At 60.5% G+C, this 18,712-nt stretch carries 15 protein-coding genes; 8 read left to right on the top strand and 7 right to left on the bottom strand.

The genetic code is table 11. The features are described 5' to 3' along the window. Positions 1 to 164: 164 nt before the first annotated feature. The 4 genes from AC1Q6Y_RS01280 to gcvP all read left to right on the top strand — a co-directional run bounded on the left by AC1Q6Y_RS01280 (position 165) and on the right by gcvP (position 6,554). Positions 165 to 1,781: an ABC transporter permease gene (locus tag AC1Q6Y_RS01280; protein WP_492623936.1), complete on the top strand. Its 1,617-nt coding sequence runs from the start codon at positions 165 to 167 to the stop codon at positions 1,779 to 1,781. 156 nt (positions 1,782 to 1,937) lie between these two features. Next, entirely contained in the window at positions 1,938 to 3,020 is a 1,083-nt protein-coding gene (gcvT, locus tag AC1Q6Y_RS01275) for a glycine cleavage system aminomethyltransferase GcvT (protein WP_492623935.1), read from the top strand. A gap of 48 nt (positions 3,021 to 3,068) precedes the next feature. Then, positions 3,069 to 3,452 (top strand): glycine cleavage system protein GcvH, encoded by a 384-nt coding sequence (gcvH, locus tag AC1Q6Y_RS01270; RefSeq protein ID WP_223500658.1) that lies wholly within the window; start codon positions 3,069 to 3,071, stop codon positions 3,450 to 3,452. Positions 3,453 to 3,680: 228 nt separating this feature from the next. Then, positions 3,681 to 6,554, top strand: a complete 2,874-nt coding sequence (gene gcvP / locus AC1Q6Y_RS01265; RefSeq protein ID WP_492623934.1) for an aminomethyl-transferring glycine dehydrogenase — start codon at positions 3,681 to 3,683, stop codon at positions 6,552 to 6,554. A 194-nt stretch (positions 6,555 to 6,748) separates the two neighbouring features. Here the strand turns inward: gcvP and AC1Q6Y_RS01260 are convergent, their stop codons facing one another. The 5 genes from AC1Q6Y_RS01260 to AC1Q6Y_RS01240 form a co-directional block, all read right to left on the bottom strand. Continuing rightward, positions 6,749 to 7,066, bottom strand: a complete 318-nt coding sequence (locus AC1Q6Y_RS01260) for a DUF2388 domain-containing protein (protein WP_223500669.1) — start codon at positions 7,064 to 7,066, stop codon at positions 6,749 to 6,751. 68 nt (positions 7,067 to 7,134) lie between these two features. Then, the gene (locus AC1Q6Y_RS01255; protein ID WP_057712832.1) at positions 7,135 to 7,584 is read right to left on the bottom strand and encodes an NfeD family protein; all 450 of its coding nucleotides are present in this window, start codon (positions 7,582 to 7,584) and stop codon (positions 7,135 to 7,137) included. Between the two features lie 8 nt (positions 7,585 to 7,592). Then, a complete protein-coding gene (locus AC1Q6Y_RS01250; protein ID WP_057712833.1) occupies positions 7,593 to 8,513 on the bottom strand; it encodes an SPFH domain-containing protein in 921 nt (306 codons plus the stop codon). A gap of 84 nt (positions 8,514 to 8,597) precedes the next feature. Next, a complete protein-coding gene (gene tfpB, locus AC1Q6Y_RS01245; protein WP_492623933.1) occupies positions 8,598 to 10,382 on the bottom strand; it encodes a type IV pilus assembly ATPase TfpB in 1,785 nt (594 codons plus the stop codon). 90 nt (positions 10,383 to 10,472) lie between these two features. After that, positions 10,473 to 10,811, bottom strand: a complete 339-nt coding sequence (locus tag AC1Q6Y_RS01240; protein ID WP_057712835.1) for an ACT-like domain-containing protein — start codon at positions 10,809 to 10,811, stop codon at positions 10,473 to 10,475. A gap of 126 nt (positions 10,812 to 10,937) precedes the next feature. On the opposite strand from AC1Q6Y_RS01240, the gene AC1Q6Y_RS01235 reads away from it, so the two are divergent. Next, entirely contained in the window at positions 10,938 to 11,408 is a 471-nt protein-coding gene (locus tag AC1Q6Y_RS01235; protein WP_090452054.1) for an Lrp/AsnC family transcriptional regulator, read from the top strand. Between the two features lie 115 nt (positions 11,409 to 11,523). Here AC1Q6Y_RS01235 and AC1Q6Y_RS01230 read toward each other — a convergent pair whose 3' ends face one another. Beyond that, positions 11,524 to 12,891, bottom strand: a complete 1,368-nt coding sequence (locus tag AC1Q6Y_RS01230) for a CYTH domain-containing protein (RefSeq protein ID WP_057712836.1) — start codon at positions 12,889 to 12,891, stop codon at positions 11,524 to 11,526. 157 nt (positions 12,892 to 13,048) lie between these two features. Between AC1Q6Y_RS01230 and argE the strand changes: the two genes are divergently transcribed. Beyond that, complete coding sequence (gene argE, locus AC1Q6Y_RS01225; RefSeq protein WP_223500682.1) at positions 13,049 to 14,200, top strand: acetylornithine deacetylase; 1,152 nt, start codon at positions 13,049 to 13,051, stop codon at positions 14,198 to 14,200. Positions 14,201 to 14,459: 259 nt separating this feature from the next. Continuing rightward, a complete protein-coding gene (argA, locus tag AC1Q6Y_RS01220; protein ID WP_057712838.1) occupies positions 14,460 to 15,758 on the top strand; it encodes an amino-acid N-acetyltransferase in 1,299 nt (432 codons plus the stop codon). A gap of 128 nt (positions 15,759 to 15,886) precedes the next feature. Here argA and tauA read toward each other — a convergent pair whose 3' ends face one another. After that, complete coding sequence (gene tauA / locus AC1Q6Y_RS01215) at positions 15,887 to 16,876, bottom strand: taurine ABC transporter substrate-binding protein (protein ID WP_090452050.1); 990 nt, start codon at positions 16,874 to 16,876, stop codon at positions 15,887 to 15,889. A 362-nt stretch (positions 16,877 to 17,238) separates the two neighbouring features. Here tauA and AC1Q6Y_RS01210 point away from each other — a divergent pair, with 362 nt between their 5' ends. Further along, positions 17,239 to 18,570, top strand: a complete 1,332-nt coding sequence (locus AC1Q6Y_RS01210) for an OprD family porin (protein ID WP_150813751.1) — start codon at positions 17,239 to 17,241, stop codon at positions 18,568 to 18,570. Positions 18,571 to 18,712: the final 142 nt, after the last annotated feature.

The raw sequence follows: 18,712 nt of genomic DNA, 5'->3' as shown, positions 1-18,712 counted from the left end.
TTTTGCGTTACGCACCCCTGACGCTGTAGGAGCGAGCTTGCTCGCGATGAACGTCAGGGCGCCGCGGACCGTCAGGCTTCCCGCATTATCGTTGACGTTTTTCGCAAGCGAGCTCGCTCCTGCCAGTGTCGATCTCATCCATTAGATAGTAGAGAACCAAGCCTGTGGCCCATCCCGCCCAACGCCGCTGGTATCCAGTCGTCTTCGCCATTGCTGCGCTGGTCCTGTTGCCCCTGAGCGTGCTGCTGCTGTCCTGGCAAACCATCGATCAACAGATCTGGTCTCATCTCTGGGACACGCAGATGCCGCGTTTGCTGGGCAATACCCTGACCCTGGTGCTAGGCGTCGGTGTCGGCGTGACAGTCCTGGGTGTCAGCCTGGCCTGGCTTACCAGCCTTTGCGAATTCCCCGGTCGGCGCTGGCTGGACTGGGCATTGATGCTGCCCTTCGCGATCCCTGCCTATGTGCTGGCCTTCGTCTTCGTCGGCCTGCTGGATTTTGCCGGGCCCGTGCAAACCCTGCTGCGCGAGTGGTTTGGCAGTGGCCTGCGGCTGCCGCGCGTGCGCTCCACGGGTGGCGTGATCGTCGTGCTCGTGCTGGTCTTTTATCCCTATGTTTACCTGCTGGCGCGCACCGCCTTCCTCGCCCAGGGCAAAGGCCTGATGGAAGCCGCGCGGGTCCTTGGTCAATCGCCCTGGCAAGCGTTCTGGCGGGTGGCATTGCCCATGGCGCGGCCAGCCATCGGTGCGGGCGTGGCATTGGCACTGATGGAAACCCTGGCGGACTTCGGCGCAGTGTCGGTATTCAACTTCGATACCTTCACCACGGCCATCTACAAGACCTGGTACGGTTTTTTCAGCCTGTCGTCCGCCGCGCAACTGGCCAGCCTGTTATTGCTGGTGGTGATGCTCGTGCTCTACGGCGAACGGCGTGCCCGTGGGGCGAACCGGGCGAGTAACGAGCGACCACGGGTCAAGGCGCTGTATCACCTGCGAGGCGTCAAGGCACTGGCGGCCACGATGTGGTGCTGCCTGGTGTTCGCCTGTGCTTTCGTTATCCCGATGCTGCAATTGGTGGTGTGGTTCTGGCTGCGTGGGCGCTTCGATCTCGACGAGCGCTACACCGGGTTGATCGTCCATACCTTGTACCTGGGGGGTATGGCGGCGTTGATCACCGTCAGCGCCGCCTTGTTACTGGCGTTTGCCCGACGACTGGCGCCCACCCGGGTCATTCGTTCCGGGGTCAGTCTGGCCAACCTGGGCTACGCCTTGCCCGGTTCGGTGCTGGCGGTGTCGATCATGCTCGCGTTCAGTTACCTGGACCGCGAACTGGTGATCCCGCTCTCGAGCTGGCTCGGTGGTGCGGGCAAGCCGCTGCTGCTGGGCAGCCTGTCGGCATTGTTGCTGGCCTATCTGGTGCGATTCATTGCGGTGGCTTACGGACCGCTGGAAAGCAGCCTGGCGCGTATACGGCCATCTTTGCCCGAAGCGGCACGTAGCCTTGGCGTCAGTGGGCCACGACTGTTTTTCAAAGTGTATCTGCCATTATTGCTACCCGGCACGTTGAGCGCCGCGCTGCTGGTGTTCGTCGATGTGCTCAAGGAAATGCCCGCAACCTTGCTGATGCGCCCGTTTGGCTGGGACACGCTGGCGGTGCGAATCTTCGAAATGACCAGCGAAGGCGAATGGGCGCGGGCGTCTTTGCCGGCATTGACCCTGGTACTGGTCGGGCTGTTACCGGTCATCGGATTGATCCGACGCTCAGCACATCGAAACAGCTAGGTGTCAGTCCTACACCTTGCGGCTACAATGCGCGGCATTCGGTGCGGTCCGTCTGACAGACCAGGTAGCTGAAATCGGCTGAAGGCCCTTTGTTTCAAGGCATTCAGTCCGTGCAGCACCTGCCCGCATCTTCGCCACGCCCGGAAGGAGAAACCCATGGGACAGCGTACGCCTCTGTATGACCTTCATCTCGCACTCGGCGCGAAGATGGTCGATTTTGGCGGTTGGGACATGCCTCTGCATTATGGATCGCAGGTCGAGGAACACCATCAGGTGCGCCGCGATTGCGGTGTCTTCGATGTATCCCACATGACCGTAATCGATGTCGGTGGCGCCCAGGCCAAAGCCTGGCTCCGGCATTTACTGGCCAATGATGTCGAACGCCTGCACAGCCCAGGCCGTGCGTTGTACAGCACCATGCTCAACGAGCAGGGCGGGATTGTCGACGACATGATCGTCTACCGTCTCGATGAGGGTTATCGCCTGGTGGTCAACGCCTCCACCCGCGATCAGGACATGGCTTGGATGCAAGCGCATCTCGACGGTTTCGATGTGCAACTTCGCGAGCGTACCGAGTTGGCGATGCTGGCCATCCAGGGCCCCCACGCCCGGCAGAAAATTGCCGAATTGGTCAGTCAGTCCCGCGGCAACCTGATCCAGCTCCTCAAGCCTTTCGAAGGCCTGTCCGATGGTGACTGGTTCATCGCACGCACCGGTTATACCGGCGAAGACGGCCTGGAAATCATTCTGCCGGCCGATCAGGCGCCAGGCTTTTTCAACGATCTGGTCGGCGCCGGGATTTCTCCCATCGGCCTCGGCGCGCGGGATACCTTGCGGGTCGAAGCCGGCATGAACCTTTACGGTCAGGACATCCAGCAGGATATTTCACCCTTGGCCTCCAATATGGCCTGGAGTATCGCCTGGGAACCTGCCACCCGGCAGTTCATCGGGCGCAAGGCGCTGGAAACCGAGCAGGCCGCCGGTGTACAGCACAAACTGGTCGGTCTGGTCCTTGAGGAGCGTGGTGTTTTGCGTGCTCATCAGGTGGTCCGCATCGCCGATGTTGGCGAAGGGGAGATCACCAGTGGTAGTTTCTCTCCTACGCTAAGCAAGTCGATTGCACTGGCGCGCGTGCCGATGGCAACAGCCGACCGCGCTGAAGTGGAAATCCGTGGCAAGTGGTACCCGGTCCGGGTGGTCAAACCGACCTTCGTACGCCACGGCAAAACCTTGATCTAATCTTTTCTGGCGGACATGACCGCCGACCATTTCCTGAGGACACAGAACATGAGCGATATCCCTGCCGACCTGCGTTTTGCCGAAAGTCACGAATGGGCACGTCTGGAAGCCGATGGCACCGTCACCGTGGGCATCAGCGATCACGCGCAGGAAGCGCTGGGTGATGTGGTGTTCGTCGAGCTGACTGAAGTCGGCAACGTGTTTGCTGCCGGTGATCAGTCGGGTGTCGTTGAATCGGTCAAAGCCGCTTCCGACATCTACTCCCCGATTGCCGGTGAAGTGATCGCGGTCAACGAAGACTTGAGCGCTTCGCCGGAACTGCTCAACAGCGACCCGTACGGCGCGTGGATCTTCAAGCTCAAGCCAAGCGACACCGCCGAACTTGAAAAACTGCTGGATGCCGCCGGCTACAAGGCCGCCATCGGCGAGTAAGCCTTCAGCGTCATCCAAAGCCCCGACTCGTCGGGGCTTTTTGTTGTCTGGCGAATTTCCCTTGTAGGAGCGAGCTTGCTCGCGATGGTTGTTAACGATAACGCTGCAACCTGAGACCCCGCGGCGCACTCGGGGTCATCGCGAGCAAGCTCGCTCCTACAGAGTGGCTGCTATGCTGGTTTGACCGTGTTGCATCGACGCTGAGCGCCAGTCAAGAGAGAGCCCGTCATGTCCCAATTGCCGTCCCTGAGCCAGTTACGCGACCCCAATGCCTTTCTGCGCCGCCACCTCGGGCCCGATGCCGCCGAGCAACAGGCGATGCTCGACAGCCTCGGCCTGGGCAGTCGGGTCGATTTGATCGAGCAGACGGTGCCGCCGGGCATCCGCCTCAACCGACCGTTGGACCTGCCCCCGGCACTTGATGAAGAGGCCGCGCTGGCCAAGCTGCGCGGTTATGCCGAGCAGAACCAGGTCTGGACCAGCCTGATCGGCATGGGCTATCACGGCACCCTCACACCGGCGGTCATTCTGCGTAATGTGCTGGAAAATCCCGGCTGGTACACCGCGTACACCCCCTATCAGCCAGAGATCGCCCAAGGGCGACTTGAAGCGCTGCTGAACTTCCAGCAACTGACCATCGACCTGACCGGCCTGGAACTGGCCAATGCCTCGCTGCTCGATGAAGCCACCGCCGCGGCGGAGGCCATGGCCCTGGCCAAGCGGGTCGCCAAGTCCAAAAGCAACCTGTTCTTTGTCGACGAAAACTGCCACCCGCAAACCATTTCCGTGGTGCAGACCCGCGCTGAAGGTTTCGGCTTCGATCTGATCGTCGATACTGTGGATAACTTGAAGCGGCACCAGGTGTTCGGCGCGCTGCTGCAATACCCTGACACCCACGGTGAAATCCACGACCTGCGACCGCTGATTGATCACCTGCACGCGCAACAGGCCCTGGCCTGTGTCGCCACGGATTTGCTGAGCCTGTTGTTGTTGACTCCACCGGGTGAACTGGGTGCCGATGTGGTGTTCGGCTCGTCCCAGCGATTTGGCGTGCCCATGGGCTACGGCGGGCCTCATGCAGCATTTTTTGCCAGCCGCGATGAATACAAGCGCGCGATTCCCGGGCGGATCATCGGTGTTTCGAAAGATGCGCGGGGCAACACCGCCCTGCGCATGGCCCTGCAAACCCGCGAGCAACACATCCGCCGGGAGAAGGCCAACTCCAACATCTGCACGGCCCAGGTGCTGCTGGCCAATATCGCCAGTTTCTATGCGGTCTACCACGGCCCCGAAGGGCTCAAGCGAATTGCCCAGCGGGTTCATCGGCTGACCTGCATCCTTGCCGCCGGGCTTGAACGCAACGGTATCACCCGGGTCAACCGGCACTTCTTCGACACCTTGACGCTGGAAGTCGGCGGGACCCAGACCGCGATCATCGAAAGTGCCCGGGCCGCACAGATCAACCTGCGCATTCTCGGGCGCGGCCAGCTGGGCTTGAGCCTCGACGAAACCTGCGACGAAGGCACCGTGGCGAAGCTGTTCGACGTGTTCCTGGGGGCCGATCACGGGCTCAGCATCGACGACCTGGATGCCGAAGTCTTGCCTGGCGGAATTCCCCAGGGGCTGGCGCGAACCTCACCTTATCTGCGTCACCCCGTGTTCAGCGCCCATCACAGCGAAACCGAGATGCTGCGCTACCTCAAGCAGCTGGAAAACAAGGACCTGGCGCTCAATCAATCGATGATCCCGTTGGGCTCCTGCACCATGAAGCTCAACGCCACCAGCGAGATGATCCCGATTACCTGGCCGCAGTTCGCCAACCTGCACCCGTTCGTGCCCAAGGAACAGGCCGCCGGTTATGGGCTGATGATCGAGGAACTGGAGCGCTGGTTGTGCGCGATCACCGGTTTCGACGCGATCTGCATGCAACCCAACTCCGGTGCCCAGGGCGAATACGCCGGGCTGCTGGCGATCCGCAAATACCATGAGAGCCGGCAACAGGGCGGCCGCGATATCTGCCTGATTCCTTCGTCGGCTCACGGCACCAATCCCGCGTCGGCGCAAATGGCCGGGATGCGCGTGGTGATCGTCGAGTGCGACGAGGCGGGCAACGTCGACCTGGATGACCTCAAGGAAAAAGCCGCGCAGGCCGCCGAAAAACTCGCCTGCCTGATGGCGACCTACCCTTCGACTCATGGGGTGTATGAGGAGGGCATCAGCGAAATCTGTGAGGTGATCCACCAGCACGGGGGGCAGGTGTACATGGATGGCGCCAACCTCAACGCTCAGGTGGGGTTGGCGCGGCCGGCCGATATTGGTGCCGATGTCTCGCACATGAACCTGCACAAGACCTTCTGCATTCCCCATGGTGGCGGTGGGCCGGGCATGGGGCCGATTGGTGTTCGGGCACATCTGGCGCCGTTCGTGGCCAACCATCCGGTGGTGCCAATCGATGGGCCGCACCCGCAAAATGGCGCCGTCAGCGCAGCGCCTTGGGGCAGCGCAAGCATTCTGCCGATCAGCTGGATGTACATCGCCATGATGGGGCCGCAACTGGCGGACGCCAGCGAAGTGGCGATCCTGGCCGCGAATTACCTGGCGCGGCATTTGTCCGGTGCTTTCCCGGTGCTCTATACCGGGCGCAACGAACGGGTGGCCCACGAATGCATCCTCGACCTGCGACCGCTCAAGGCGTTGACCGGCATTACCGAGGAGGACGTGGCCAAGCGTCTGATGGATTACGGCTTCCATGCCCCGACCATGTCGTTTCCCGTGCCGGGGACGCTGATGGTCGAGCCGACCGAAAGTGAATCGAAGGCGGAGCTGGACCGGTTCATCGGGGCGATGCTGAGCATCCGCGCGGAAATCAACGAGGTGCAGAACGGTAATTGGCCGGCTGAAGAAAACCCGTTGAAAGGTGCGCCGCATACGTTGGCCGATATCACCGGCGTGTGGGAGCGACCCTACAGCATCGTGCAAGCGGTCACGCCGGACGCGCACACCAAGGCTCACAAATACTGGCCGGTGGTGAACCGGGTGGACAACGTGTATGGGGACCGGAACCTGTTTTGTGCGTGTGTGCCGGTGGATGATTACCGCTGACTTCCCAGGTTGTACATAACCCCTGTGGGAGCGAGCTTGCTCGCGATTGCGGTGTGACAGTCAATGAAGTTTTTACTGATCCACCGCTATCGCGAGCAAGCTCGCTCCCACAGGGGGGCTCGGTGAACATGAGATTTGCGTTCGCCAGGCAAAAAAATGCCGCTCAATTGAGCGGCATTTTTTATTCGCAACGCTTATTCCGAAGCCACGGCATTCTTCGCCAGGATCGCGTTCGCCAGTTCCATGTCCGTGGCTTGCAGGCCCGGGTTTTCGGCGCGGACCTTCTGCATGGCCGCTTCCAGGTACGGACCGCGGATACCGCCGTCACTGGCGACGAAGCTGCTGGCATCGTCCTGGGCCGCGACGACCAGCTTGTTATCCTTGGATGTCAGATAGCTCGAACCGGTGGTTGCACCGGACGTAAGAACGTTACGCCAAAAAGTATCGGCCATCGCCGAACCGACAGGCAGGGACAACAGCGCGACGGTAACGACAGCAAGTTTGAAACGCATGACAGGGTGACTCCACTGGGTTGACTACGCGGTTGGATTGCCAACCCCCAATCGAGTTCCGTGGTCGCTTAATCCGCCGCTTCGACCAGCAGGATGGCGCCTTGCTGGCCGACCACCCGCACGCGGCTGCCAGTGGCTGTGTCCGGCCCGCGGGCCATCCACACGCCGTCAGCCACCTTGATCTTGCCGCGACCGTCGACAATCGCTTCATGCACCACGAAGGTTTTGCCGATCAGTTCCTGGCCTCGCAGATTCAGGTGCGGCTGATCACTGGGACGCATCGCCGTGCGCTGACGCCGCCACCAGTACAACGCGGTGGTGATCGACAGCAGGCCGAACAACAGAAACTGCCATTCCCAGGACAGGTCCGGCATCAGGAAGGTCAAGACGCCCACGGTTGCCGCGGCCATGCCGATCCACAGCAGATAACCGCCGGCGCCGAACACTTCGAGAATCAACAGCACCGTGCCCAGCGCCAACCAGTCCCAGAACGAAAGATGCTGCAAAAATGCCCACATGGCGCGCCTCAGGCTTTCTTGTTATCGAAAGTGGCCTTGACGATTTCGCCAATGCCGCCCACCGCGCCGATCATCGAACTGGCTTCCAGCGGCATCAGGATCACCTTGCTGTTGTTGGCCGAGGACAACTTGCCCAGCGCATCGATGTACTTCTGCGCCACGAAGTAGTTCACCGCCTGCACGTTGCCGCTGGCGATGGCTTCGGACACGACTTTAGTGGCCTGGGCTTCTGCCGCGGCTTGCCGCTCGCGGGCTTCGGCTTCCAGGAAGGCGGCCTGGCGACTGCCTTCGGCTTCGAGGATCTGCGCCTGCTTCTTGCCTTCGGCGGTCAGGATCGCTGCGGCGCGCAGGCCCTCGGCCTCGAGGATCTGCGCACGCTTTATTCGCTCGGCTTTCATCTGCCCCGACATCGCCGCCATCAGGTCGGCGGGTGGGCTGATGTCCTTGATCTCGATCCGGGTGATCTTGATGCCCCAAGGCGCGGTCGCTTCGTCGACAGTGCGCAGCAGTTTTTCGTTGATCCCGTCACGCTGGCTGAGCATGGCGTCGAGCTCCATCGAGCCGAGCACGGTGCGGATGTTGGTTTGCAGCAGATTGCGGATGGCGTGTTCGAGGTTGTTGACCTCGTAGGCCGCCTGGGCGGTGTTGACCACCTGGAAGAAGCACACGGCGTCGATTTGCACCGTGGCGTTGTCGGCGGTGATGACTTCCTGTGGCGGAATATCCAGCACGCTTTCCATCACATTCATCTTGCGACCGATGCGGTCCATGACCGGAATGATGACGTTCAGCCCCGGCTTGAGCGTGTTGGTGTAGCGACCGAAACGCTCGACGGTCCATTCAAAGCCTTGGGGCACGACCTTGAAACCCATGAACAGAATGGCGACCACCAGGCCGACAAAAAGCAAAAGCACACTACCGATCTGCATAACGATTCCTTGTTGATGTGTGGATCTGTGGAGTTGCAATGGCTGAAGTGTAGCTGGGCCGATGCCGGATCAGTACAGCCAGGCTCAGTTCTGCTCGCTCTGGGGAGTCACGCGCAGAATCTCCTCGATAGTCGTCAGCCCGGCGGCGACCTTTTGCGCTCCTGACAACCGCAGGCTGCGCATGCCCTCCTTGAATGCCTGGCGCCGCACGGCCAGCAGATCGGTGTCGGGACTGATCAACGCCTTGATGCCATCGCTCAGTTGCATGATTTCGTAGACCCCGGCGCGACCGCGATAACCGGTGTCGCGGCATTCCACGCAACCGATGGCACGCTGGGCATTGGCCGGCAACGGTGCTTGCCAGGGACGGGTCAGGGTTTGCCAGTCGTCTTCGCCCAGCGTCAGCGGCGCCTTGCAGTGCGGGCACAGGGTTCGCACCAGTCGTTGGGCCATGACGCCAAGTACTGTGGCCTTGATCAGGTAATGCGGCACGCCGAGCTCCAGAAGACGGCTGATGGCGCTGGGCGCGTCGTTGGTGTGCAGGGTCGACAGCACCAGGTGCCCGGTGAGCGCCGCCTGGATCGCCATCTCCGCGGTTTCGAGGTCGCGGATCTCGCCGATCATGATGATGTCCGGGTCTTGCCGCATCAGTGCGCGCACGCCGGCGGCGAAGGTCAGGTCGATGTTGTGCTGGACCTGCATCTGGTTGAACGCCGGCTCGACCATTTCAATCGGGTCTTCGATGGTGCAGAGGTTGACCTCCGGCGTCGCCAGTTTTTTCAGGGTGGTGTAGAGGGTGGTGGTCTTGCCCGAGCCCGTCGGCCCGGTGACGAGGATGATGCCGTGGGGCTGGCGGGTCATGTCTTGCCAGCGGCGCAGGTCGTCGGTGGAGAAACCAAGCTGGTCGAAGTCCTTGAGCAATACTTCCGGATCGAAGATCCGCATGACCATTTTTTCGCCGAAGGCCGTGGGCAGTGTCGACAAACGCAATTCGACTTCACCGCCGTCCGGAGTCTTGGTTTTCACCCGGCCGTCCTGGGGTTTGCGTTTCTCCGCGACGTTCATGCGTCCCAGGGTTTTCAGGCGACTGACGATGGCCATGGTGACCTGGGGCGGGAATTGATAGACGTTGTGCAGCACGCCGTCGATGCGAAAGCGCACCGTGCCTTGCTCGCGCCGGGGCTCGATATGGATGTCGCTGGCGCGTTGCTGGAACGCGTACTGGAACAGCCAATCGACGATATTGACGATGTGTGCGTCGTTGGCGTCCGGCTCCTGGTCGCTGGCGCCGAGGTTGAGCAGCTGTTCGAAATTGCCGAGGGTACTGACGTGCGGGTCGGCGCTGTTCGCCCCGGTGACCGATTTGGCCAGGCGGAAGAATTCGACGCTCAAGCGCTGGATGTCCACGGGGTTGGCCACTACACGCTTGATCGGCAATTTGAGCACGTGGGTCAGGTCAGCCTCCCAGCCGCTGACATAAGGCTGGGCGCTGGCCACGGTTACCGCCTCGCGGTCGATGGCTACCGCGAGGATCTTGTGGCGCTGGGCGAAGGCATAGGACATCAGCGGGGTCACGGCCGCGACGTTGATTTTCAGTGGGTCGATGCGCAGGTAAGGCTGGCCGGCCTGCCGGGACAGCCACAGGGTCAGGCTCTCGAGGTCCAGCGGTTTGCCGGGGCGGCTGAGATCGTCCAGCTGTTGGCTGGCAATGAACTCCAGCGGATGCATCTGCCCAAGGGAGGCGTTGCGGCGGCGGGCATTGAGTGCGTGTTCGGCCGAATCCTGGCTGATAAAGCCCTGGGCGACGAGTTCGCGCAGTAGATCATTGAGATCCAGCCAGCGGTCCTGAAGGGCGATTTGTACGGACATGCGGGCTCCTTTTGAACGACAGTGCGCAAAGGATAGCCGTGGCCCGGCTGACCGCTGGGCCACTACCCGACAAAGCCGTTTCGGAGTTTTTCAGCCCGCCGCTTGAACCGCTTCGGTCCATGGGGCATCAGCTTCTTGCAGCTCCACCGAGCAGACGCTGATCAGGTTGCGAAGTTTTTCCGCAATCACTTGCGCGCGGTGCCAGCTCAAACCGTCGATGACAACTTCGATGGTCAGCCAGTCGTCCTGGCGCTGCGCGTTGACCTGCTCCGGCGTGAGCAATTGCAGGGCGAACAGATTGAGGGCGCGACACAGCAGGTCCGGTTCAGCCTCGGCCGTCATTTGATAGCGAACCCGGCAATGGGCGTTGCCGACGTTCCAGACATCGGCGCGGGCAGGTGGGGTGTTCACGGCTTCGAGATACGGCATGGTCAGGCTCCAGAATCATTGGAGAAATGTTTACATCCTGTGCCGGGTATTTCTTCTCTATGATTGGCTGTATTGCAGGAATTAAGAATAAATCAATTCACTTATTACGCAGTTAAGGGTTTTTTTATGCATAGCGAACTGGACAGCTACGACCGCAAGATCCTCGCCTTGCTGCAAGAGGACGCTTCGCTTTCCAGCGCACAGATCGCCGAGCAGGTGGGGCTCTCGCAATCGCCGTGCTGGCGGCGGATTCAGCGGATGAAAGAGGAGGGCATCATTCGCGGCCAGGTGACCTTGCTCGACCGCAAGAAAATCGGCCTGAACACGCAGATCTTCGCGGAGGTGAAACTCAATGCCCACGGGCGTTCGAACTTCACCGAATTCACCGAGGCGATTCGCGGCTTTCCGGAGGTGCTGGAGTGTTACGTGCTGATGGGGGCGGTGGATTTCTTGCTGCGGATTGTCACGGCGGACATCGAAGCGTACGAGCGCTTCTTCTTCGAGAAGCTGTCGATGGTGCCGGGGATTCAGGAGGTCAATTCGATCGTGGCGTTGTCGGAGATCAAGTCGACTACCAGTTTGCCGGTGTTGCGCTGATGATGTTTGAGGGACTTTGTGGCGAGGGGGCTTGCCCCCGTTGGGTTGCGCAGCGACCCCAAAAATGGGCCTGCTGCGCAGTCCAACGGGGGCAAGCTCCCTCGCCACAAAGGTATTACAGGCGCAGCAACATTTTCCAGGCGCGGTTCTGATACACCGCAATCGCCTGCTGCTTACGTGCATCCAGGACTTCGTCGGTGATCGACTCGTTGGCCAGTTGCGCCAGCTTGTTCAACTCGCCGTACAGGCGATCCATTTCCGGGATCTCCAGCACGTTGCGCGCATGGTGCAGCCAGACCTGGATGCGTTCGATGCGCGGCAGTTGCTCGGCCAGGTCTTCCGGTTGTTGCTGGTAACGTTGCAGTTGCAACGAAGTGGCTTCTTCGCCCAGCAGGCGCGGCAACCAGCTGCCCAGTTGCGCAGCGCCCTGGCGATTGCCACGGGTGTTGCGGTCGGCGGCCCAGGTGCGGGCCAGCAGCCAGCGCGAGGTGGTCAGGGAGAACAGGCCCCAGCGCGGGTCTTCGAGTTCTTCGAGGAACTGCTCGGGCGCGGCTTTGCGCACGTCTTCATCGTCCAGGCCGGCCTGGACCAGCGGGCGCCAGTCTTCCAGCAAGGCATCGAGGGCGATACGCAGATCGTGGGTCGACTGACGCGGAGCGGCCTGGCCCAGGCTGCTGATCAGCGCGCGCATTTCCGCGAGGCACTCGACCCAGTCCTGCAACAGGCGCCAGTGACCGTTGAAGCGATACTGCTCGGCCAGACGCTGACTGCTGCCCAGCAAATGCCAGCTCAGCGCGGCGAACGCGTCGTCCAGCGGCGTTTCAGCGGTGATTTGCGGTGCCGGCAGGCTCAACGAATAGCTGTGGGCGTCGTACAGGCGATAACCGCGCTCGGCCTTGCTGATATCGCATGGCATCAGGGCCAGTTTCTCGGCCAGCTCGGCGGCCAGTTCCAGCAGGGCTGCCGGTTCGCCTTCGCGCAGTTCCAGTTCCAGCTCGCAGATTTCTTCTTTCTGCTTGCCGACCACGACGTGACCCAGGTCCAGCGCGGCTTCGATGACCACTTTGGTCTTGCCGCGACCCCAGGCGAGTTCCGCACGTTCGCGGACGAAGTCGGTGGTGAAGATTGGCTTCAGGGTCTTCTTGTCCAGCTCGGCCAGTTCCTCGGGCCAGCATTCGCCGTCGAGTTTCTTCAGGTCGAGCTTGGCCTTGGGCAGGTTCCAGTCGTATTCGTTACGAACGGACAGACCGGCGACGCTCTGGCCGCGGGTCTTGAGGGTCTGAATCACTTCTTCGCCATCCTTGCGCAGGCGCAGGGCGACTTTGGCCTGGGCCAGGTCACGTTCGGGCGTGTCGAAGTACTGATTCATCAACTCACGGCGTTCCCAGCCACTTTTGTTGCGTTTTTTCAGTAACGGGTGCTCGCGCAGTGCGGCGAGGGTTTCGCGGCTGACGCGGAGTTTGATTTCGGTTTCTTTCTGCATGGCCGGAAAATCCAGGATCGGGAGCGCAGCCGGGGGAATGTGTGGCTGCCAAGGTCGTGCAGTGTACAGGACTCAAGGTTAGTACGCGCCGAGACGGTTTATTCCTGTCATCGGTTGGTTCTATGATGGACTTCAATTCAGGTGCCGGGAGTCAGCGATGCCATTGCCGTCGATGAAAGAACAATTCGCTGCGTTGATCGCTGCACCGTCCGTCAGTTGCACCCAACCCAGTCTCGATCAAACCAACCGCCCGGTCATCGATCTGCTGGCGACGTGGCTCGGTGAACTGGGTTTTACCTGCGATATCCAGCAAGTCAGCCCCGGCAAGTTCAACTTGCTGGCCAGTTTCGGCTCCGGCCCCGGCGGCCTGGTACTGGCCGGGCACAGCGACACCGTGCCGTTCGACGGTGCGCTGTGGCAAACCGATCCGCTGAAGCTCACTGAAGTCGACGGTCGTTGGGTCGGCCTGGGCAGTTGCGACATGAAGGGCTTTTTCGCCCTGGCCATCGAGGCGGTCATACCGCTGCTCGATCAGCCGTTCAAACAGCCGTTGCTGATTCTCGCCACTTGCGATGAAGAAAGTTCGATGTCCGGTGCCCGCGCGCTGGCCGAAGCGGGGCGACCGCTGGGGCGGGCGGCGGTGATCGGCGAGCCGACAGGGCTCAAGCCGATCCGCATGCACAAGGGCATCATGATGGAGCGCATCGACATCCTTGGTCAGAGCGGTCATTCCTCCGACCCGCGCCTGGGCCACAGCGCCCTGGAAGCCATGCACGATGCCATCGGTGAACTGCGTGGCCTGCGCTTGTTATGGCAACGCGAATTCCGCAATCCACAGTTTGGCGTGCCGACGCCAACGATGAATTTCGGCTGCATCCATGGCGGCGACAACCCAAACCGCATCTGCGGCCAGTGTTCGCTGGAATTCGATTTGCGGCCGCTGCCCGGCATGGATCCCAAGGTCCTGCGCGCCGAGATCCTGCAGAAGCTCAAGCCGGTTGCCGAGCGGCATCAGGTCAAGATCGATTACGCGCCGTTGTTCCCTGAAGTGCCGCCGTTCGAACAGGCCGAGGACGCAGAGCTGGTGCGCATTGCCGAAAAGCTCACCGGCCACAGCGCCGAAGCAGTGGCGTTCGGCACCGAAGCACCTTATCTTCAGCGTCTTGGCTGTGAAACGCTGGTGCTTGGCCCGGGTGATATCGCCTGCGCCCATCAGCCGGGGGAATACCTCGAAATGTCACGTTTGCAGCCTACGGTGCATCTATTAAGGCAACTGATCGAACACTATTGCCTGACACCGGCGGCTTGACCCTGTGGGAGCGGGCTTGCTCGCGAAGGCGGTGTCTCAGGCGCACCAGCGTCGACTGACACTCCGCTTTCGCGAGCAAGCCCGCTCCCACAGGGGTCTGTGATTTACCTGACAAGCCGTATAAATTGCCGGTACCCAAACCCGTATTCATGAGGAGAGCGCGCGTGTCGCCAAGCCTGTTCCGACGATAACCATCAGCCCGCTGTGCGTTTTCAGTTTCGCCCTTTTTTCGGCTGCTATTTATTACAGGCCCAGGTTCATGCCCGAATACGTCAATTGGCTTCGTCACGCTTCGCCTTACATCAACGCCCACCGCGATTGCACTTTTGTCGTCATGCTGCCCGGCGACGGCGTTGAACACCCGAATTTCGGCAATATCGTCCACGACCTGGTGCTGTTGCACAGCCTGGGTGTGCGTCTGGTGCTGGTTCACGGTTCTCGCCCGCAAATCGAAGCGCGCCTCGCCGCCCGTGGCCTGACCCCGCATTACCACCACGGCATGCGCATCACCGATGCCGCGACCCTGGAGTGCGTGATCGACGCGGTTGGCCAGTTGCGCATTGCCATTGAGGCTCGCCTGTCGATGGACATGGCTTCGTCGCCGATGCAGGGTTCGCGCCTGCGGGTGGCCAGCGGCAACCTGGTGACGGCACGGCCGATCGGCGTGCTTGAAGGCGTCGACTATCACCACACCGGCGAAGTGCGCCGGGTCGACCGCAAGGGCATCAACCGTCTGCTGGACGAGCGCTCCATCGTGCTGCTGTCGCCGCTGGGCTATTCGCCGACCGGGGAGATTTTCAACCTGGCCTGCGAAGACGTCGCCACCCGCGCGGCCATCGACCTGGGCGCGGACAAACTGCTGCTGTTCGGCGCCGACCTGGGCCTGATCGACGAACACGGGCGCCTGGTGCGTGAACTGCGTCCGCAGCAGGTGCCGGCGCATCTGCAACGGTTGGGCAGTAACTACCAGGCAGAATTGCTTGATGCAGCGGCTGAAGCTTGCCGTGGCGGCGTGGCCCGCAGCCATATCGTCAGTTATGCCGAAGACGGTGCACTGCTGACCGAGCTGTTCACCCGCGACGGTGGCGGTACGCTGGTGGCCCAGGAACAGTTCGAAGTGGTGCGCGAAGCGGCCATTGAAGACGTCGGTGGTTTGCTGGACTTGATCAGCCCGCTGGAAGAGCAGGGCATCCTGGTGCGCCGTTCCCGCGAGGTGCTGGAGCGCGAGATCGAACAGTTCAGTGTGGTCGAGCGCGAAGGCATGATCATCGCCTGTGCGGCGCTGTATCAGATTGCCGATTCGGATGCCGGTGAACTGGCGTGCCTGGCGGTGAATCCAGAGTATCGCCATGGCGGTCGCGGTGATGAATTGCTGGAGCGCATCGAGACCCGCGCCCGGGCTCAGGGTTTGAAGACATTATTCGTCCTTACTACCCGCACCGCTCACTGGTTCCGCGAGCGTGGTTTTGTGCCGAGCAGCGTTGATCGTCTGCCGTCGGCGCGGGCGTCGCTGTACAACTATCAGCGTAATTCGAAGATCTTCGAAAAAGCCCTTTGATCAGGATACGGTCCTTGTAGGAGCGAGCTCGCTCGCGAAAATCGTGAACGATAACGCGTAAAACCAGATGCCCCTTGGCGTCCTTGGGTTTTTCGCGAGCAGACTCGCTCCTACAGAGGTCGGTGATGTTACTCGGCGACAAACTTCGCGCTGACATACGGCGAGTAATCCGGCAGCACCGTCTCTACCTTCCCTTGTTCCTTCAAGAATTTCGCCGTCTCGCCAATGGCCTTGGCCGTGCCGCCGTCCAGCAGCGCGGCGCTCTGTTGCGCCTTGGCATCCGGGAATGCGGAACCGGCCAGTAACTCCGGCACATCGGCGGCATTGGCACCGGTCAGTTTGGCGATTTTCTGCACCGGTACCGAGTCGGCAGTCCAGCTGGCTTTATGCGCCGCGTAATCAGCAAAGGCGTCGAGGGTGACCTTGGCGAATCTGGCCACCACCTCCGGGTGCTTCTCGGCGTAATCCTTGCGTGCCACCCAGACCTCGAAGGTGGGTGCTCCCCATTGGCCTACCTGTGCAGCGTCGGTCAAGGTCTTGCCACTCTTGCGGATTTCCCCCAGGGCTGGCGACCAGACAAACGCGCCATCAATATCTCCCCGCTTCCAGGCTGCCGCGATTTCCGCCGGCTGCAGGTTCACCACTTTGACTTTCGAACTGTCCAGGCCCCAGTGCTTCAACGCACCGAGCAGGCTGTAGTGGGAGGTTGAAACGAAAGGCGTGGCGATGGTCTTTCCGATCAGATCTTGTGGTTTTTCGATGCCGCTGCCATTGCGCACCACAAGCGCTTCGGCGGCATTGATCTGGGCCGAGACGATGAACGCGACAATCGGCAGGTTGCGCGAAGCGGCAGCGGCCAGCGGACTGGAGCCGAGATTGCCGATTTGTACATCGCCGGAGGCAATCGCCGTGACCACTTCCGGGCCGCTGTTGAAGCGTCGCCAGTCGATGGGCTGGCCGATGGTTTTTTCATAAAGGCCATCGGCCTGGGGGACTTTGCTGGGGTCGATTCCGGTTTGATAGCCGACGGTGAGGTTCGCCGCCTGGGCGGTGAAAGAAAATGCGAGAGATACACAAACTGTAACAATTGGTCTGGATAGTGCGCGCTTGATCGTCATGGGGCTGCCTTTCGGTAAGGATTTGTTTCCGGATTGCGTCAGAAACTAATCGATCTAAAAAAGCAAAAATAAATACCGTTTAGGAATTAGCTTATGAGCCGAACCCTTTGTTCTGGGGGGGCTGGAAATTGAGCGCTAAATTCCTAAACGGTATTAGAAAAGAATCGGGTAATTCTTTTCAGGTTCATGACGAATTCATGACCCGGCAGGGACCAAAAAATCGGGGGTTAGACAAAGGTCGTAGACACACATGGTTACGATTGACTTGTGGGTCACGGTCTGGCGCTAATCGCGCATCTTAGGATTTCGGGCGACGACTCGAGACCAGGAATACAAGAACTAGAATCGAGAGGAGCTACACAATGAACAAGTCCACCTTGGCTTTGGCCGTGGCCGTAGGGGTTTTGGCGCAGCAGGCAGGCGCCGCAGGTTTCCTGGAAGACAGCAAGGCGTCCATCAGTTCCCGGACCATGTATTACAACAACGATAACCGTGAAGGCGGTGCGGATCAGAAAGAGTCCGCAGAAGGCCTGAAATTCGATTATCTGTCCGGTTTCACCCAAGGCACTGTCGGTTTCGGTATCGACGCCCAGGCACTGCTGGGTATCCACCTGGACGGCGGCAAGGGTCACCACCCGGACAACAACACCTTCTTCCCAAGCGACAGCGATGGTTCGGCCGTGTCCGAATGGAGCCGTGCAGCCGCTAACGTCAAGGCGCGCTTCTCGAAGACCGAAGCCCACCTGGGTGGCGCCCTGGCACCCAACTTGCCGATCCTGGTCGCGAACGACAGCCGTCTGCTGCCACAGACCTTTGACGGTGGCACCATCACTTCGAAAGAAATCGACAACGTGACCTTCAACGCAGGTCAGTTGGAGCATTCGGCGGGTCGCGCCTCTTCGAACTCCACCGGCCTGGCCGTGGCTGGCGGCACAGAGGACAGCAACAAGTTCTACTACGGTGGTGCTGACTGGAAGGTCACCAAGGACCTGACCCTGCAGTACTACCACTCGAATCTGAAGGACTACTACAAGCAGGACTTCCTTGGCTTGATCCACGTGTTTCCGATCGACGCCAAACAGTCCTTCAAGACTGATATTCGCTACTTCGACAGCAGCTCCGATGGCAAGAACGGTGATCCGGGTTTCCGTTTCAACAACAACAACGGTTTCGCCAAGACCCCGGGCGAGGTCGATAACAAGACCTGGAGCGCCATGTTCACCTACACCCTGGGTGGCAACGCCTTCCTGCTCGGTCATCAGCGCGTCAGCGATGACGGTGGTTTTGTCTACCTGAACCAGGGCAACGTGGTTGATGGCAATGGCCGTCCGGAAGGCAACGGTGGCGCCAGCTTCTACCTGTTCACCGACTCCATGATCAACGGATTTGTTCGTGCCGGTGAAAACACCACCTTCGGTCAGTACTCCTATGACTTCGCCGGACTGGGCGTGCCGGGCCTGAAAACTTCGATCGCCTACCTGCATGGCGACAACATCAAGGCTACCAACGGCAGCGGCCCTGATGGCTCCGAGTGGGAACGCGACATGCGGATCGACTACACCATCCAGCAGGGCGCTCTCAAAGGCTTCGGCGTAACGCTGCGTAATGGTGTCTACCGTGGCAGTGAAGTCTCCAACAACCCTGATGTTGACCAGACTCGTCTGATCTTCAACTACACCTACAGCTTCCTGTAACAAGCCTTGTAAAAAAGCCTCGCCTGCTGGCGAGGTTTTTTTGCCTGTTTTTTTATATTCCATAAAGATCTTTACTGATTATTTATTATTCTTTTTAGTTTTTAAATATCCCGCTTAAAGTGCGCCTGTCCGGCACTCATCC

It is taken from the genome of Pseudomonas sp. GW823-FHT06E10 (assembly GCF_058794995.1).
The sequence above is the reverse complement of the archived record's forward strand: the minus strand, read 5'-3'. Positions and strand labels throughout refer to the sequence as shown.

Coding starts and splice junctions, on each gene's coding strand:
- AC1Q6Y_RS01255 (WP_057712832.1), bottom strand. CDS start 7,584: ATGTGGGCATTTTTGCAGCATCTTTCGTTCTGGGACTGGTTGGCGCTG.
- AC1Q6Y_RS01230 (WP_057712836.1), bottom strand. CDS start 12,891: ATGCAGAAAGAAACCGAAATCAAACTCCGCGTCAGCCGCGAAACCCTC.
- AC1Q6Y_RS01240 (WP_057712835.1), bottom strand. CDS start 10,811: ATGCCGTATCTCGAAGCCGTGAACACCCCACCTGCCCGCGCCGATGTC.
- argA (WP_057712838.1), top strand. CDS start 14,460: ATGCCCGAATACGTCAATTGGCTTCGTCACGCTTCGCCTTACATCAAC.
- gcvH (WP_223500658.1), top strand. CDS start 3,069: ATGAGCGATATCCCTGCCGACCTGCGTTTTGCCGAAAGTCACGAATGG.
- gcvP (WP_492623934.1), top strand. CDS start 3,681: ATGTCCCAATTGCCGTCCCTGAGCCAGTTACGCGACCCCAATGCCTTT.
- AC1Q6Y_RS01210 (WP_150813751.1), top strand. CDS start 17,239: ATGAACAAGTCCACCTTGGCTTTGGCCGTGGCCGTAGGGGTTTTGGCG.
- AC1Q6Y_RS01260 (WP_223500669.1), bottom strand. CDS start 7,066: ATGCGTTTCAAACTTGCTGTCGTTACCGTCGCGCTGTTGTCCCTGCCT.
- tfpB (WP_492623933.1), bottom strand. CDS start 10,382: ATGTCCGTACAAATCGCCCTTCAGGACCGCTGGCTGGATCTCAATGAT.
- AC1Q6Y_RS01235 (WP_090452054.1), top strand. CDS start 10,938: ATGCATAGCGAACTGGACAGCTACGACCGCAAGATCCTCGCCTTGCTG.
- tauA (WP_090452050.1), bottom strand. CDS start 16,876: ATGACGATCAAGCGCGCACTATCCAGACCAATTGTTACAGTTTGTGTA.
- argE (WP_223500682.1), top strand. CDS start 13,049: ATGCCATTGCCGTCGATGAAAGAACAATTCGCTGCGTTGATCGCTGCA.
- AC1Q6Y_RS01250 (WP_057712833.1), bottom strand. CDS start 8,513: ATGCAGATCGGTAGTGTGCTTTTGCTTTTTGTCGGCCTGGTGGTCGCC.
- gcvT (WP_492623935.1), top strand. CDS start 1,938: ATGGGACAGCGTACGCCTCTGTATGACCTTCATCTCGCACTCGGCGCG.